This is a genomic window from Paraburkholderia antibiotica, from assembly GCF_012927125.1.
Classification (GTDB): Bacteria; Pseudomonadota; Gammaproteobacteria; order Burkholderiales; family Burkholderiaceae; genus Paraburkholderia; species Paraburkholderia antibiotica.
The window spans coordinates 591,099-605,872 of sequence record NZ_JABBFZ010000001.1 but is presented as its reverse complement, the minus strand read 5'-3'; the positions used below and the strand labels follow the sequence as shown (position 1 = coordinate 605,872).

Annotated in this window: 11 protein-coding genes and 1 riboswitch; of the genes, 7 read left to right on the top strand and 4 right to left on the bottom strand. The window is 64.4% G+C overall.

What is annotated here, in order from left to right; genetic code table 11:
- Positions 1-193: 193 nt before the first annotated feature.
- Positions 194-2,233, top strand: a complete 2,040-nt coding sequence (locus HHL14_RS02740; protein WP_169496026.1) for an NADPH-dependent 2,4-dienoyl-CoA reductase — start codon at positions 194-196, stop codon at positions 2,231-2,233.
- Positions 2,234-2,353: 120 nt separating this feature from the next.
- Here the strand turns inward: HHL14_RS02740 and HHL14_RS02735 are convergent, their stop codons facing one another.
- Together HHL14_RS02735 and HHL14_RS02730 are read right to left on the bottom strand one after the other, a co-directional pair.
- Positions 2,354-3,274, bottom strand: a complete 921-nt coding sequence (locus HHL14_RS02735; RefSeq protein WP_169496025.1) for an EamA family transporter — start codon at positions 3,272-3,274, stop codon at positions 2,354-2,356.
- 560 nt (positions 3,275-3,834) lie between these two features.
- Positions 3,835-4,278, bottom strand: a complete 444-nt coding sequence (locus HHL14_RS02730; protein ID WP_169496024.1) for a hypothetical protein — start codon at positions 4,276-4,278, stop codon at positions 3,835-3,837.
- 713 nt (positions 4,279-4,991) lie between these two features.
- Between HHL14_RS02730 and HHL14_RS02725 the strand changes: the two genes are divergently transcribed.
- The 6 genes from HHL14_RS02725 (at position 4,992) to HHL14_RS02700 (ending at position 12,230) form a co-directional block, all read left to right on the top strand.
- On the top strand, positions 4,992-5,393 hold the full coding sequence (locus tag HHL14_RS02725; protein ID WP_329601599.1) for a GreA/GreB family elongation factor: 402 nt from the start codon (positions 4,992-4,994) through the stop codon (positions 5,391-5,393).
- A gap of 142 nt (positions 5,394-5,535) precedes the next feature.
- Positions 5,536-5,653, top strand: a riboswitch (TPP riboswitch).
- Positions 5,654-5,747: 94 nt separating this feature from the next.
- Positions 5,748-7,679, top strand: a complete 1,932-nt coding sequence (thiC, locus tag HHL14_RS02720) for a phosphomethylpyrimidine synthase ThiC (protein ID WP_169496023.1) — start codon at positions 5,748-5,750, stop codon at positions 7,677-7,679.
- A gap of 324 nt (positions 7,680-8,003) precedes the next feature.
- Positions 8,004-8,216 (top strand): glycine zipper 2TM domain-containing protein, encoded by a 213-nt coding sequence (locus tag HHL14_RS02715; protein WP_169496022.1) that lies wholly within the window; start codon positions 8,004-8,006, stop codon positions 8,214-8,216.
- 191 nt (positions 8,217-8,407) lie between these two features.
- Positions 8,408-8,923: a hypothetical protein gene (locus HHL14_RS02710; protein WP_169496021.1), complete on the top strand. Its 516-nt coding sequence runs from the start codon at positions 8,408-8,410 to the stop codon at positions 8,921-8,923.
- A 425-nt stretch (positions 8,924-9,348) separates the two neighbouring features.
- A complete protein-coding gene (locus HHL14_RS02705; RefSeq protein ID WP_169496020.1) occupies positions 9,349-10,947 on the top strand; it encodes an L-lactate permease in 1,599 nt (532 codons plus the stop codon).
- Positions 10,948-11,291: 344 nt separating this feature from the next.
- Positions 11,292-12,230 (top strand): DMT family transporter, encoded by a 939-nt coding sequence (locus tag HHL14_RS02700; RefSeq protein ID WP_169496019.1) that lies wholly within the window; start codon positions 11,292-11,294, stop codon positions 12,228-12,230.
- A gap of 598 nt (positions 12,231-12,828) precedes the next feature.
- Here the strand turns inward: HHL14_RS02700 and HHL14_RS02695 are convergent.
- Together HHL14_RS02695 and bamC are read right to left on the bottom strand one after the other, a co-directional pair.
- Positions 12,829-12,984 carry a hypothetical protein gene (locus HHL14_RS02695; protein ID WP_169496018.1) on the bottom strand — a complete coding sequence of 52 codons (156 nt, stop codon included), beginning with the start codon at positions 12,982-12,984 and terminating at the stop codon, positions 12,829-12,831.
- 167 nt (positions 12,985-13,151) lie between these two features.
- A complete protein-coding gene (gene bamC, locus HHL14_RS02690) occupies positions 13,152-14,387 on the bottom strand; it encodes an outer membrane protein assembly factor BamC (RefSeq protein ID WP_169496017.1) in 1,236 nt (411 codons plus the stop codon).
- Positions 14,388-14,774 lie beyond the last annotated feature (387 nt).

The following is a 14,774-nucleotide window of genomic DNA, read 5'->3' as shown; positions in this document are numbered from 1 at the left end:
TGACGTGGCGCGGTTCGTGTCGATGGACGCTCGCATTGAGCAATGCGTGTGCCGCACAGCGCGTGATGGCTTGCGGCGGCTGACGAATGTCTTGCGCGAGCGCTTGCCGGCGCGATTTAGAATTTTTCTTCGGGGGTCGGGCCCGGCGCGCGGTGTATCGTTCGAGCGGCTCCCATACTTACACGGTCCCCGCATGTCTTACCAACACTTACTCGCCGAACTCGATCTCGGCTTCACGCGGCTGCGCAATCGCGTCGTGATGGGTTCGATGCACACCGGCATGGAAGACCGCTTCTGGCATTACCCGCAACTGGCCGCGTACTTTCGCGAGCGCGCGAAAGGCGGCGTCGGGCTCATCATCACCGGCGGCATCTCGCCGAATCGTCAGGGCTGGCTGCTGCCGTTCGGCGGCACGCTGAACTCGGTGTTCGATCTGCGCAATCATCGACTCGTGACCGACGCCGTGCATGAAGAAGGCGGCAAGATCGCGCTGCAGATCCTGCACGCGGGACGTTACGGCTATCAGCCGTTCGTCGTGTCGGCGTCGGCGTTGAAGTCGCCGATCTCGAAGTTCAAGCCGCGCGCGCTGACCCTCACCGGCATCCGCAAGACCGTGCGCGACTACGCGCGCTGCGCGCGGCTCGCGCAACGCGCGGGCTACGACGGCGTCGAGATCATGGGCAGCGAAGGCTATCTGCTGAACCAGTTTCTGTGTCCGCGCACCAACCGGCGTACCGACGGGTACGGCGGCAGCATCGAGAACCGCATGCGGCTCGCGCGCGAGATCGTCGAACAGGTGCGCGCGGCATGCGGCGAGCGCTTTATCGTCGTGTACCGGTTGTCGCTGATCGATCTCGTCGAAGGCGGCAATACGTGGGAAGAAACCGTGCAGGTCGCGCAGGCGCTCGAAGCGGCCGGCGTGACGATCTTCAATACCGGCATCGGCTGGCACGAGGCGCGGGTGCCGACCATCGTGACCTCGGTGCCGCGCGCGGCGTTCGTGTCGCTGAGCGCGCGTCTGAAGGCCGCCGTCAAGGTGCCGGTGATCGCGTCGAACCGCATCAATACGCCCGAGATCGGCGAGACGCTGATCGCCGACGGCGCGGCCGATCTGGTGTCGATGGCGCGGCCGCTGCTCGCCGATGCGGAGTTCGTGCTGAAGACCGCCGAAAACCGCACGCACGAGATCAACACCTGCATCGCCTGCAATCAGGCCTGCCTCGATCACACCTTCAAGAATCAGCGCGCGAGCTGCCTCGTGAATCCGCGCGCGGGGCGCGAAACCGAGCTGATCTACCGGCCGATCGCCAACGCGCAGGCCGCGCGTTCGGTCGCGGTGGTCGGCGCGGGGCCGGCGGGTTTGTCGGCGGCGACGGTGGCGGCCGAACGCGGCCATCGCGTGACGCTGTTCGAGGCGAGCGACACGCTCGGCGGCCAGTTCAATCTGGCGATGCGCGTGCCGGGCAAGGAGGAGTTCAGCGAAACGATCCGTTATTTCCGCAGCCAGTTGCAGCGCCATCGTGTCGACGTGCGGCTCGGCACGCGCGCCGATGCGGCGCTGCTCGCGGCCGGCGGCTACGACGACGTGATCGTCGCGACCGGCATCGTGCCGCGCCGGCCATCGATTGCCGGCATCGACGGGCCCAACGTGCTGTCGTATGTCGACGTGCTGCGCGGCGCGCCGGTCGGCGAGCGTGTCGCGGTGATCGGCGCGGGCGGCATCGGCTTCGACGTCAGCGAGTTTCTGCTGCATCGCGCGGGCGAGCCGCTACCGGTGCCGCGCGATACCTGGCTCGACGAATGGGGCGTCGATCTCGCGGTGCGCGAGCGCGGCGGGCTGAAGCCGCCCGCGCCCGCGCAACCGGTACGGCAGATCTGGCTCTTGCAGCGCAAGGCCGGCAAGCTCGGCGCCGGGCTCGGCAAGACCTCGGGCTGGGTGCATCGCGCGACGCTCGTGCGAAACGGCGTGCAGATGCTCGATGGCGTCGAGTATCGCGAGATCAGCGCGCGCGGGCTGCGAATCGCGCGTAACGGCGCCGACGAATGGCTCGACGTCGAGACGATCGTCGTGTGCGCGGGGCAGGAATCGTTGCGCGAGCTGGTGCCGTCTGCAGTGGATGGCAACGGTATGGGCGGCGCGCGTTTTCATGTGATCGGCGGCGCGAAGCTCGCGACCGAACTCGATGCGAAGCGCGCGATTCGCGAGGGTGCGGAGTTGGCCGCGGCGCTTTGATTTTTAGCGATGGTCGGGAGGCGTGGTGTTCACGCCTCGGGCTTCATGCTTCATGATTCATGCGCTTGCCTGAAAGATGAGGCGCGAACGCCGAACGCCAACATCAAAAATGCGCCAACCTCAGGCGCTGCCCTGCTTCCGATCGAACCAGAAAGACAGACCGACGCTCAGCAGAATCACGATCGTCGCGACCACCGTGTAGCGCGTGACCGGCTCGTCGAGCAACAGCGCACCGAGCGCTACCGCGACGACCGGATTCACGTACATGCAACTGCTCGCGATGATCGGGCTCGTGTGCCGGATCAGGAAACCGTACGCGACGTACGCGGCCATCGTGCCGATCAGCATCAGATACAGAAACGCGAGCACCGGCAGGACGTGCAATTCGAGCATCCGCTCGCCCGACGCCAACGCGACCAGCGTCGATATCGCGCCGCCGAGGCCGATCTGCAGCGCAGTCGACAGAAACAGGTCAGCCGGCAGCTTCAGTTTTCCGGCCAGATGCGCGCCGCCCGCCCAGAACAGCGCGCCGCACAGAATCGCCAGACTGCCGCCGGCCGAGCCGGGCGTGGTGTCGCCGTGACTGAGGATCGCGATGCCGGCGAGTCCGAGCCCGACCGCGAACCATTCGCCGCGACCGATCTTGCGGCCGGCGAGCGCCGCGATCACCGTCGCGAACAGCGGCACGGTCGCGACCATCACGGCGGCGGTGCCGGTGCCGACCGTGCGCATCCCGTACGCGAGCATGCCGCTCGACAAGCCCACCAGCATCGTGCCGACGAGCCCCGCGTTGCGGACCTCGGCCGCGCTCGGCCAGACCGGCTTGCGACGCGCGGCGAATACGAACAGGCCAATGCCGGCAAACAGGTTGCGCAGCCCCGACATCAGAAGCGGCGGAAACGAGCCGAGCGCGACGTGCACACCGAGATAGGTCGAGCCCCACACGAGATAGACGACGGCGAGCGCGAGCGCGATCTGGCCGTTGCGCGAGCGCGGCAAACGCAGCCAGCGCGGCAGAAAGTCGGAGTCTTGTAGCGACATGCGTTCAGTCCGCCCTGGTCACGCGAAAAGCGCGATGCGTTATCGACCGCGCGCGCGGCGTCGCGCCCGCGCTGACGCCGCCGCAACGGGACGGCGGACACCGCATCGGCGATGCGGTCTGAGGGGTGAAGCGGGCGGGCATGTCGGTGGAGCGATAAGACGTGGAGAGGCGATGTGGATGACGCGGGAAGCGCCCAAAGCAGCGACGAGTGATTGAGTCGGCCGAAGCGGCACGACAGGACGAACGCAAGCCGCGGCGCGCTCCGCATTATGCAGTAAGCGCTGGGTGCGTCGAGCGGGAGAATCGTAACTTTTTGGCGTAGTTGCAACAGAAAAGCCGGGGACGTCCCCCGGCTTCGCTGGAATGTCGAACTAGTTCGATTTTTTGCCGGAACCCGGCAATTCAGGCACGGATGGCGTGCCCCATATCGGCAGGATCGCTAAGAACCTCGATAAGCCATGACACACAATGCGACGCCCAATGCATCATTCCGGCAGCGTTCCAACAGCGCGGGCGAGCCCTCCGCTCACCCGCGCCGCAGTCACGACACCTGTCGCATTCAGTCGTAACTGACCACCACCGTCACACGCGTATTCACATCGGTGCGCTTCGCGTCGAGCGACAGCACCCCGCCGTCGTGGCCCACCGTATAGCGGCCGTCGCGTGCGGTGGACACGCGTCCGCCACGATCGACGAAACGCGTCGCCACCAGATCGCGCGACTGCGTGCTGCCGTTGACTTCAAGCGCGACATTCGCGCCGCTGACCGTGCCCGACGGCGCGCTGAACGTCACGGTGCGCGCGAAGCTCTGCCCCGTCACACTCGCGACGCCAATCGCCACCGGCGCCGCAGCGGTGCTGATCTGCAACGGTGGCGCGACGATCGCCCCGACGAAGCGGATCACCCCGCCATTGGCCGCCGACGCCATCGGCGGCGCGGCGAGCAAGGCCGTCATCGCCGCCGTCCGGACGACGGTTCGCCACTGCCATTTTTTCGTTTTCATGCGCACCTCTCTCCTGTAAATCGGCGCGAGTCGCCTCGTGCCATCCACACGCCGTGGCGCGAATCGCTTCGCGACACGGCAGCCTTCGCTGCACACTGATTAACGGCAATCTTTTGACTGGCTTGAACACGTCGTCCATTACGGTCGGCCTTGGTCGGCCCTGGTCGGTCTGGGGTGTACTCATCCCGCATCGCGCATGCAATACGCACATCGCGACACCGGTCGCGAATCGGAGCGCGCGCGGCGGCGTGCTACCATCTGATTCAGATATCGCGGTTGTCGTCGTGCGTGCTTCAGGCTCATTGCTCGTTGCTGATTGCTCGTTGCTTTGCGCGGCTCATCGACCGGGGCGTCTGTTTCGCTCTCCCTAACGCTGGTCAAGCTGGTTAATACCGCTCGTCCTATCCGTGACTTCCATGCGCCGTCCGACTTTCCATGCACTCGCCCGCTTGCGCCGCTGCCGCGCAAGCGTGGGCGCGTGCCCGGTCGGCGCGCCGCGCAGTGCCGCCGAGGCGGCCCGAACGCTCCCGCTTCACGCCGCCCGGCGCCCACTCTGACGTAGCCCATCGCTGAACCGGGGCCACGTCGTCGGGCTCCGGGCTTACTTCGTTTGCACGCCTGTCCGCGCGTCCGTTCGCGCCTGCATGCGCACGCCATGTTTCGCGCGTTTTCGCGTGTGCCCTTCTTCCCAACATTGATCTGGAGTACTCATCGTGAAGAAAGCCAAAGCCTGTTACCTGACCGAACTCGACGTCACCCGTCTCGAAAAACACGCAGCCGCCGATGCAAAGCTGCAGGACGTGCTCGATGACGTGCTCGAACGCGCGGTGATCGTCGACTCGCGCGATATCCCCGCTGACGTCGTCACGATGAATTCACAGGCGACGCTGATCGACACCGCGAGCGGCGAGCAGATGACGTGGACCGTCGTCTATCCGCCGAACGCCGATTTCGCGCAGGGACGCCTGAACGTGTTCTCGCCGGCCGGACTCGCGCTGCTTGGCGCGCGACGCGGCGAAAGCATCCGCTTCACGCCGCCGAGCGGCGACCAGAAGGTGCTCAAGGTGGATCGGATCCTCTACCAGCCGGAAGCCGCCGACGATTTCACGCTGTAAGCCGTCTGTCGCTTCGGCGTAAGTCCTCAGTCCGCCCCTATCTCGAAACAAGCATAGAACGAATTCGAGCGAGCCCCAATGCGTTATTGGGTCCACATCCTGACAGGTTGCCAAACAGCGGGCGGGCAGTGTATTGTGTGCGCTGCTAACGCGGGGGTCCTGCGTAGCGCGGAGCTGGAGGTCCGTGCCACGTGGGTGAGAAATACCCTTTGAACCTGATCTGGATAATGCCAGCGCAGGGAAGCGTACGGATTTCGCACTCCAGCTCCACCGCCTCACCCTCACGCGATTTCCGACTCCTTCCGTCTCAGTCTCCTGCTTAGCCGCCCCACTATGCTTTGTATGGAGACTTGCATGAACGCCAATCCGAAGTTTATTTCTGCCGAAGCCCACGTGGACGAGGCAGCCGTCGCGCCACTGCCGAATTCCCGCAAGGTCTACGTGACCGGCTCGCGTGCCGACATCCGCGTGCCGATGCGCGAAATCTCGCAGGCCGACACGCCCGACAGCTTCGGCGGCGAAAAGAATCCGCCGATCTTCGTGTACGACACGTCGGGCCCCTACTCCGATCCGGACGCGAAGATCGACATCCGCGCGGGTCTGCCGGCGCTGCGTCAGGCGTGGATCGAAGAGCGCGGCGACACCGAACCGCTGACCGGTCTGTCGAGCAGCTTCAGCCGCGAGCGCGCCGCCGATCCGGCCACCGCGCAACTGCGCTTTCCGGGCCTGCATCGCACGCCGCGCCGCGCCGTCGCAGGCAAGAACGTCACGCAGATGCACTACGCGAAACAGGGCATCGTCACGCCGGAAATGGAATACATCGCGATTCGCGAAAACCAGCGCCGCGCCGAGTATCTGGAGACGCTGAAGGCGAGCGGTCCGAACGGCACGAAGCTCGCCGCGATGATGGGCCGCCAGCACCCGGGCCAGGCGTTCGGCGCGAGCGCATTCGGTCCGAACGGTCTCACGGAAATCACGCCGGAATTCGTGCGCGAGGAAATCGCCCGCGGCCGCGCGATCATCCCGAACAACATCAATCACCCGGAAAGCGAACCGATGATCATCGGCCGCAACTTCCTCGTGAAAGTCAATGCGAATATCGGTAATTCGGCGGTGACGTCCTCGATCGGCGAGGAAGTCGACAAGATGACGTGGGCGATCCGCTGGGGCGGCGACACGGTGATGGATCTGTCGACCGGTAAGCACATTCACGAAACGCGCGAGTGGATCATCCGCAATTCGCCGGTGCCGATCGGCACGGTGCCGATCTATCAGGCGCTCGAAAAGGTCAACGGCAAGGCCGAAGATCTGACGTGGGAAATCTTCCGCGACACGCTGATCGAACAGGCCGAGCAAGGCGTCGACTACTTCACGATTCACGCGGGCGTGCGTCTGCAATACGTGCCGCTGACCGCGAACCGGATGACCGGCATCGTATCGCGCGGCGGCTCGATCATGGCGAAGTGGTGTCTCGCGCATCACAAGGAAAGCTTCCTGTACGAGCATTTCGAAGAGATCTGCGAAATCATGAAGGCCTACGACGTGGCCTTCTCGCTCGGCGACGGTCTGCGTCCCGGTTCGATCTACGATGCGAACGACGAAGCGCAGCTCGGCGAACTGAAGACGCTCGGCGAACTCACGCAGATCGCGTGGAAGCACGACGTGCAGGTGATGATCGAAGGTCCGGGCCACGTGCCAATGCAGCTGATCAAGGAGAACATGGATCTGCAGCTCGACTGGTGCGACGAGGCGCCGTTCTACACGCTCGGGCCGCTGACCACCGACATCGCGCCGGGCTACGACCACATCACGTCGGGCATTGGCGCGGCGATGATCGGCTGGTTCGGCACCGCGATGCTGTGCTACGTGACGCCGAAGGAGCACCTGGGCCTGCCGAACAAGGACGACGTGAAGACCGGCATCATCACGTACAAGCTCGCCGCGCACGCGGCCGACCTCGCGAAGGGTCATCCGGGCGCGCAGGTGCGCGACAACGCATTGAGCAAGGCACGCTTCGAATTCCGCTGGGAAGACCAGTTCAATCTCGGTCTCGACCCGGACAAGGCACGCGAATTCCACGACGAAACGCTGCCGAAGGATTCGGCCAAGGTCGCGCACTTCTGCTCGATGTGCGGCCCGCACTTCTGCTCGATGAAGATCACCCAGGACGTGCGCGAGTTCGCCGCGCAACAGGGTGTCAGCGATAAGGAAGCGCTGCAGAAAGGGATGGAAGTGAAGTCGATCGAGTTCATGAAGCAGGGCGCGGAGATTTATCTTCGGCAGTAAGCAGCTTGCGCGATTCGCGCGAGTCTGCACAGCAGGATCGAAGCCCGCCGGTATGGCGGGCTTTTTTATTGGCAACGTTTTTTGCGGTGCGAGCACACGCGCGGGCGGACGTGAAGGCAGGCACGATCGGGCACGTCGAGTGCTACGGCAAAAGAAACATTTGATTACGAAACCGACGTTGCGCTGACAAGCTCACACATCTGGATACGGCGTGCGCGGCTACCATCGAATGCAAGGGCAAGGAGGCGGTCTGGTCCACGGTCTGGTGCCGCTTCCGTGAAGAGTTTTTATCCAACGCTTCCAACTACAAACGGAGTCAGCATCATGAAAACGATCCGTCACATCGGTACGCTCGCTGCCATCGCGACGCTCATCGTCAGCCTCTCGGCCTGCGACGGCATGACCCGACGTCAACGCGACACGGCTATCGGCGCGGGCGTGGGGGGTGCCGCCGGCGCGGCGATCGGCGGCAATGCACTATCGACGCTGGGCGGTGCCGCGGCGGGTGGCATTATCGGCAACCAGGTCGGCAAGTAAATCAGGTTGGCCAATCAGTCGACAAATCGGCGCGTCGCGTCACCGTAGCCCGATCATTTGAACAGGATACCGAACGATTGACGTGAGCTGAAATACGCCGTTACGGTTTTGCCGTAGCGTTCCCTCGGCGTGAGCGTAAGCTCGTATGAGCGATGTCGCACCGCGCGACATCGGCTCACCGGGAGCGCGCCATGAAGCCACGCGTCGTCAATCCTGTTCACGCGCCGCGCCTCCGGCCGCCACGCAGTTCGTTCCGCGGCTTGCCTGTCAGTTCGCCTGTCACCCGGCTCGTCGATCATCTCGCTCTGCCACGTCGGCTCGCTATGGCCGGCATGCTGGTGGGCAGCGTCGCGTTAGCCGGCTGCTACTACCCGGCCGGCTATTATCCATCCGGCTACTACGCCCCGTATTACGCGACGGTGCCCGCCACAGCCGCCGATGGTCAGTCTCAATCGCAAGCGCAGGCGCAAACCGCGCCGCAGAATCTGTCGCAGAGCGCGCCGCCCGATTACGCGCTCGCCGCGCCGGCTACCGCGCCTGTGTACGTCGCGCCGCCCGTCTATCCGGCTTACTATCCGCCGCCGATCTATCCGTATCCGGCCTACTACGGTTATCCCGCCTATTACGGGCCGTCGGTCGCGATCGGTATCGGCGGATATTGGGGCGGCGGTTGGGGACATGGATGGGGAGGACGCCATTGGCATTGAAGCGGGTCGCTCGGGAGTAGCGTTGCTCGCGCCTGGCGCTTAGCTAGCCGTTGCGCGGCGGCCTGGCGCTTAGCTATGCTGCGCTCCGGTCGCTGTACACGGGCCGCCGCCTGAGTCGCGGACTCCGGTCACGCGCCCGCCCTACCCCCCACCGCACTACCGCAGCCCAAGCCGCATCTGAATCACCTCTGAACCACACCCAGGCACAACGCCATCTAACCTGCATCGCCCCGCCCGTAGTTTCCCGGCTTGACGCGCCCACCCGGCGCTCTATCCTTGGAAAGCCTCATGCAGCACCCGCTTAAATCAGGCGGCGCCCGCTTCTTCGAGTCATCAGGCGCGCATCCGCCTTCACAGCGACGCGCCCGTCATCCGCAGCTCCCCCGCGTCGATCCAGATAACAACGACACAACGAAGGAGACGTGATGTTTCATCAACTACTCACTCCGGTCGGCAACTCGCTGTTCCCCTCGTTTCTGGTCGCGGCACTGCCGATCATCGCGGTGCTCGCGCTGCTCGGCTGGGCGCGTCGTCCCGCGTGGCAGGCGTCGCTCGCGGGTTTGATCGTCGGCCTGGTGGTGGCGATTTTCGTCTGGCAATTTCCGGTCGGACTCGCGTTCAACTCGGTCGCGGCCGGCGCGGTGTTCGCGTGCTGGCCGGTGATGTGGATCGTGTTCACCGCGATCCTGCTCTACAACATCGCGCAACGCTCGGGACGCTTCGAAGCCTTTCGTCTGTGGATGATCGAGAATCTGCCCAACGACCGACGCATCGTGCTGGTCGTCGTCGGCTTTTCGTTCGGCGCGCTGCTCGAGGGGATTTCGGGCTTCGGCACGCCGGTCGCAATCACGAGTTCGCTGCTGATCATGCTCGGCTTCCCGACGCTCGAAGCGCTCACGTTCACGCTGATCTTCAACACCGCGCCGGTCGCGTTCGGCGCGCTCGGCGTGCCGATCACCGTGCTCGGCGCGGTCACGCATCTGCCGTCCGATCTGCTCGCCAGGATGGTCGGCCGGCAGTTGCCGTTCTTCGCGGTGCTGCTGCCCTTCTACGTGATCGGCGTGTACGCGGGCTTTCGCAACATGCTGCGGATCTGGCCGGTGCTGCTGGTGTCGGGTGTGAGCTTCGCGCTCACGCAGTTCGTCGTGTCGAACTACGTGAACTACAGCCTGACCGACGTGCTGTCGTCGCTGGTCTCGCTGATTCTCACGGTCGCGTTCCTGCGCGTGTGGAAGCCCGCCGCCGATCCGCGGTTCGCGATCGACGTCGGCCGCATCGGCGAGGTGCGCAGCCGGATCGGCGGCACGCAGGGCTGGTATCCGTGGATCATCGTGTCGATCGTCGTGATCATCTGGACAGTCGCGAAAATCTTCACGATCGGTGACGTCAAGGTGCCGTGGCCAGGTCTCCACAAAGCCGTCTTCATCACGCTGTACAACACGCCGTATGGCGCGGTGTGGGACTTCCAGCCGCTCGCGACCGGCACCGCGATCCTTGTCTCGGCGATCATCACCGCCTTCATCGTGCGGCTGAGCCCGGCGGAATTCGGCAAGGCGATCGGCGATACGTGGGTGCAGACGCGCATCGCGATTCTGACCGTCGCGACGATCGTCGGCCTCGCTTATCTGATGAACTACTCGGGGCTCACCTACACGCTCGGTCTCGGCGTCGCGTCGGTCGGGCCGTTCTTCCCGCTGGTGTCGGCGTTCCTCGGCTGGGTCGCGGTCTTCCTGTCCGGCAGCGATACGTCCGGCAATGCGCTGTTCGGCAATCTGCAGGTGGTGGCGGCCAATCAGCTGAACCTGAACCCGGTGTTGATGGCGGCGACCAACTCGTCGGGCGGTGTGATGGGCAAGATGATCTCGCCGCAGAACATCTCGACCGGCGTCGCGACCACCGAACTCAAGGGCAAGGAAGGCGTCGTGTTCGCGAAGACCTTCAAGCACTCGATCCTGCTGACGGTGCTGCTCGGTTTGCTGGTGTGGGCACAGCAGAATTTCCTGCAGTGGATGATTCCGCATTGAGCGCGGGGCAAGGCAGGCGAGTGCGATGCAGCCCGTCGTCACCGTGCCGCGCTTTTGCTGTCGCCCTTGCCCCCGCCTTCGTCGCAAAATAACTCATGTTGCTGCCGCGGCCACCTACCCAGCGTGGCCGCGGTTTACAATCCCGCTCCATCTGATCGCAATTTTGCTCACATAGCGGTGAGAATTGCTCGTTTTGCGCGCGCCCCGGCAGCGCTTACGATCGACCTCAGCGGACGCCGTCGTCTCCCGTATCTTGCCGTTTCATTCCGCACTGAAACGTTTTGCGCGATCGCGCTGTTACGATGCGCTGGCGTCCCGACTCAACCGCGCGCGACGCCCTCTCAATGAAAGCCAAAAACCTGCTGCAACTGTTGATTCTCGCTGCCCTGTGGGGCGCGTCGTTCCTGTTCATCCGCGTCGGCGTAACCGACTTCGGCGTTGCGCCGTTGATGGCGCTGCGCGTCGGCATCGGCGCGCTGTTCCTCGCCATCGTGCTGATCGCGCGCCGGCCGCTGCAACAATCGGCGACCTTGCTGCGCACGCGCGCCGTGCCGTTGCTCGCGGTCGGCATCCTGAACTCGGCGGCGCCGTTCTGCCTGTTCGCGTATGCGGAGCTGACGCTGTCGGCGGGCGCGACGTCGGTCATCAATGCAAGCGCGCCGCTGTGGGGCGCCCTCGTCGGCTTCCTGTGGCTGCGCGACAAGCTGAGCGCGCTGCGCACGCTCGGCCTCGCGGTCGGCTTTCTCGGCGTGCTGATGCTCGTGTGGGATCAGATCGCGGCGCCCGCCGGCTCGTCCGCCACGCCGCTGACGGTCGCCCTCGCGGCCGCGGCGGCGCTCGGCGCCACGCTGCTGTACGGCATCGCCGCCAATTACACGAAGCGCTACCTGACCGGCGTCGACGCGCTGACCGTCGCGACCGGCACGATGATCGGCGCGACGATCGTGCTGCTGCCGCTCGCGGTGATCTACTGGCCGACCGCGCCGATCTCGTTGCATGCGTGGGGCGCGGTGATCGCGCTCGGCGTCGCCTGCACCGGCGTCGCGTACATGCTGTTCTTCCATCTGATCGCGGTGGCCGGACCGGCACGCGCGATTGCCGTGACCTTCGTGATTCCGATTTTCGGCATCCTGTGGGGCGCGCTGTTTCTCGGCGAAGCGGTGTCGCCTGGCATGCTCGAAGGCTGCGTGGTGATTCTGCTGGGCACAGCACTCGCGACGGGCGCGGTCAAGCGCGTGCCGTGGTTCGGCGCGGCCCGCACGGAAACCAAGCGGCGGACCTGAGCCACGAGCTCACACGCTCACGCGACGGGCACGGTCCGTCGCGATGAGCCGCCGATACCTGATCGATCACGAAAGTCGCGCGACGCCGTTCGGCGTCGCCCCCTCTTCATCCGGCGCCGTCGAGCGCCGCGCCGCAAAAATCCATCGCAGAAAAAAATAGCCCGCACTCATGGAGTGCGGGCTAAAAACCGTCGCCCTACGAGGATAGGCGACGGGGCCACCGGGACCACGCGCCGCGCGCATGGCCATGATCTGGTTCGATGCGGACTCTTCGGCCGCTGCCGCATAGGTTGGAAACGCTGACGGGGAACCGGCCGCAAACCGCCGCTGGGCATCCCATCCGTCCCCATGACACCTTATAAAGCAGCTTGCGTGCCAGTTATCGTCGATTGTGGAGAATTGCCTGCAACTCCCTGATTTTTATTGAGATATTTCTTACGGGGCAGGAGAAAAGCGCAGTGAGAAGACGGGCTGGGAGCCCGCTCACGAGTTACGTCACCGGCGTAACGTCACGTTACATGGGCTCACGCGACGGACCGCGAAGGGCTGAAAGCGTCGCGTATCAAACGACGGACACCGCTCTGCAAGGACGGACAGCTCAGTGCAGCGGCCGTCTGGCGCGCTGCGCGATGACGCGCGGCAACCGTGGCCGCGCCGGCTGCCGCGCATCGCTGGCGCTCAAGGCCGCGCCGCAGACGAGCGCCAGAACGAGCAGGCTCACCGCCCACATCCAGTAGGGAATCACGTCGAACATGCCTGGCTCCGATTGAGGTCTGCGAATATCGGGGGTCAAACAGAAGCAAGTCGCATGCGCAGCACTTCGGGCGCAAAACGCGCAGACGAAAAAAAACCGCCCGGCTCGACCGGGCGGTTTTTGTGAACTTCCAGCGCGGGCCGTCAGGCCCTCACGTCAGTGCACTGTCAGTGCAACTGATAAGCCATCAGGCTCATGATCTGCTTCGCCTGCGGGCTTTCGTCGATCTGCCCCTTGTCGTCAACCACCGCGACGCGGGTCTGATTCGGCGTCACCGCGCGCACGTTCACGCGGTACTGTTTGGCGACCTTCTCCTTCTTGCCGTGGAAGACCTGGCTCCAGAAGCCCTGCTCGGCCGACGTCATGTCCTTCGGATCGACGTAGCGCACGAAGTACAGGCCATGGGTCGCGTCGCGATCGTCGACGGTGAAGTTGCTGCGGTCGAGCGCGAGGCCCACGCGCAGCCATGCACGGTCATACGGCTCGCCAAGCGTCAGCTCGGTCGACGACAGCTGCGCCGAGGTGCCGGCCGCATCCGCGTCCGGCATCGGCTGCTGGGCCGCGAGCGCGACGTTCTGCGCCGCGGTGGCCGCAGCCGCCGACTTCGCGCCGGCGGTCGCCGCGTTCGGCGCAACCTGCGCGCCGGCCGGCGACAGTTCCTCGTTTTGCGAGCCGCCCGACTGCGCGCGGGAATCGGCCAGCGCGAGCGATGCCATCAGACGCTTCAGGTATTCCTGCTCGAGCGCCGGATCGTTCGGCTTCGGCTGCCACTGGCTCGAATCGTTGTTGGTGCCGGTGATCGCTTCGCGCATGCCCTTCTGGCTCACGAACACGTAGGTGCCGCCGCTCGGCGCCTTCTCCAGACGTGTGCGGAATTTGTTGCGCTCCGACGTCACGTAGCTGTTGCCCATCGCCTTCGACAGCGTGTTGCGGATCAGGCCGTCGTTGATCTGCGCATGGGTTTCGTTCCAGTCGGTTTCCATCACGCCCTTGTCGCGCTGGTCGACGACGAGCAGGAAACCCTGCTCCTGCCAGAAGCGGCGAATTTGCGGCCACGCCTGGTCGGGCGACTTGTTGTCGATCACGAGCCAGCTTTCGGTGCCGTCGCGCTGGATGTGCATGCCCTGAACCGCCGGTACGACGGCCTGCGCGTTACCCGACGACGGCGCCTGCGCCTGTACCTGCTTCAACGCGGACAACGAGGTTTCGCCGCCCTGCGGCGGCAGCGAACGCTGATCGGCCGTCTCGTCGATCATGTTCGGCGGGACGGCAAGCGATACCTGCCTCGAGCGGGAGTCGCTCTTGTAGTCGATTTTGTTTGGCGACGAGGTGCCGCAGCCGGCGACCAGCCCGCCTGCCATCAGCATTACTGCAAACCGCTTGGTGAGACGAAGATCAGTCATGTTCGGGGAATCCTTCCGCTACGCCACGGCAAGTTTCCGTGGATCAACCCGAGATTTTACCGGTCCCGGCGAAACGTGTGCAAAAACTGAGGGTTGCCCGCGCTAAAGATTGGGCCGCGCGATGCCGACAAACGCGTAGTGGACCCGAGAGTAGAAGCAGAACATCGATATTGAGATACGACGGCCAAATTATGTCGACGAATCGACTACATCAAAAAACCTGCTTTCGCTCATTCCATTTTTCTTTTTATGAGCTAGATTTAACACAAGATTAATATTTTTCCAATTGACATATAGACGACATTTGTGATTTAGCCAGACGCCTGCCTGGCAAGGATTTTCAGGCGGCATGCATTTTATTTTTGAGATTTATTTTTGAGATGAAAT

What these genes read in the sequence shown, in the direction of transcription:
- HHL14_RS02740 (WP_169496026.1), top strand. Translation starts at nt 194, where the DNA reads ATGTCTTACCAACACTTACTCGCCGAACTCGATCTCGGCTTCACGCGG.
- HHL14_RS02735 (WP_169496025.1), bottom strand. Translation starts at nt 3,274, where the DNA reads ATGTCGCTACAAGACTCCGACTTTCTGCCGCGCTGGCTGCGTTTGCCG.
- HHL14_RS02730 (WP_169496024.1), bottom strand. Translation starts at nt 4,278, where the DNA reads ATGAAAACGAAAAAATGGCAGTGGCGAACCGTCGTCCGGACGGCGGCG.
- thiC (WP_169496023.1), top strand. Translation starts at nt 5,748, where the DNA reads ATGAACGCCAATCCGAAGTTTATTTCTGCCGAAGCCCACGTGGACGAG.
- HHL14_RS02715 (WP_169496022.1), top strand. Translation starts at nt 8,004, where the DNA reads ATGAAAACGATCCGTCACATCGGTACGCTCGCTGCCATCGCGACGCTC.
- HHL14_RS02710 (WP_169496021.1), top strand. Translation starts at nt 8,408, where the DNA reads ATGAAGCCACGCGTCGTCAATCCTGTTCACGCGCCGCGCCTCCGGCCG.
- HHL14_RS02705 (WP_169496020.1), top strand. Translation starts at nt 9,349, where the DNA reads ATGTTTCATCAACTACTCACTCCGGTCGGCAACTCGCTGTTCCCCTCG.
- HHL14_RS02700 (WP_169496019.1), top strand. Translation starts at nt 11,292, where the DNA reads ATGAAAGCCAAAAACCTGCTGCAACTGTTGATTCTCGCTGCCCTGTGG.
- HHL14_RS02695 (WP_169496018.1), bottom strand. Translation starts at nt 12,984, where the DNA reads ATGTTCGACGTGATTCCCTACTGGATGTGGGCGGTGAGCCTGCTCGTT.
- bamC (WP_169496017.1), bottom strand. Translation starts at nt 14,387, where the DNA reads ATGACTGATCTTCGTCTCACCAAGCGGTTTGCAGTAATGCTGATGGCA.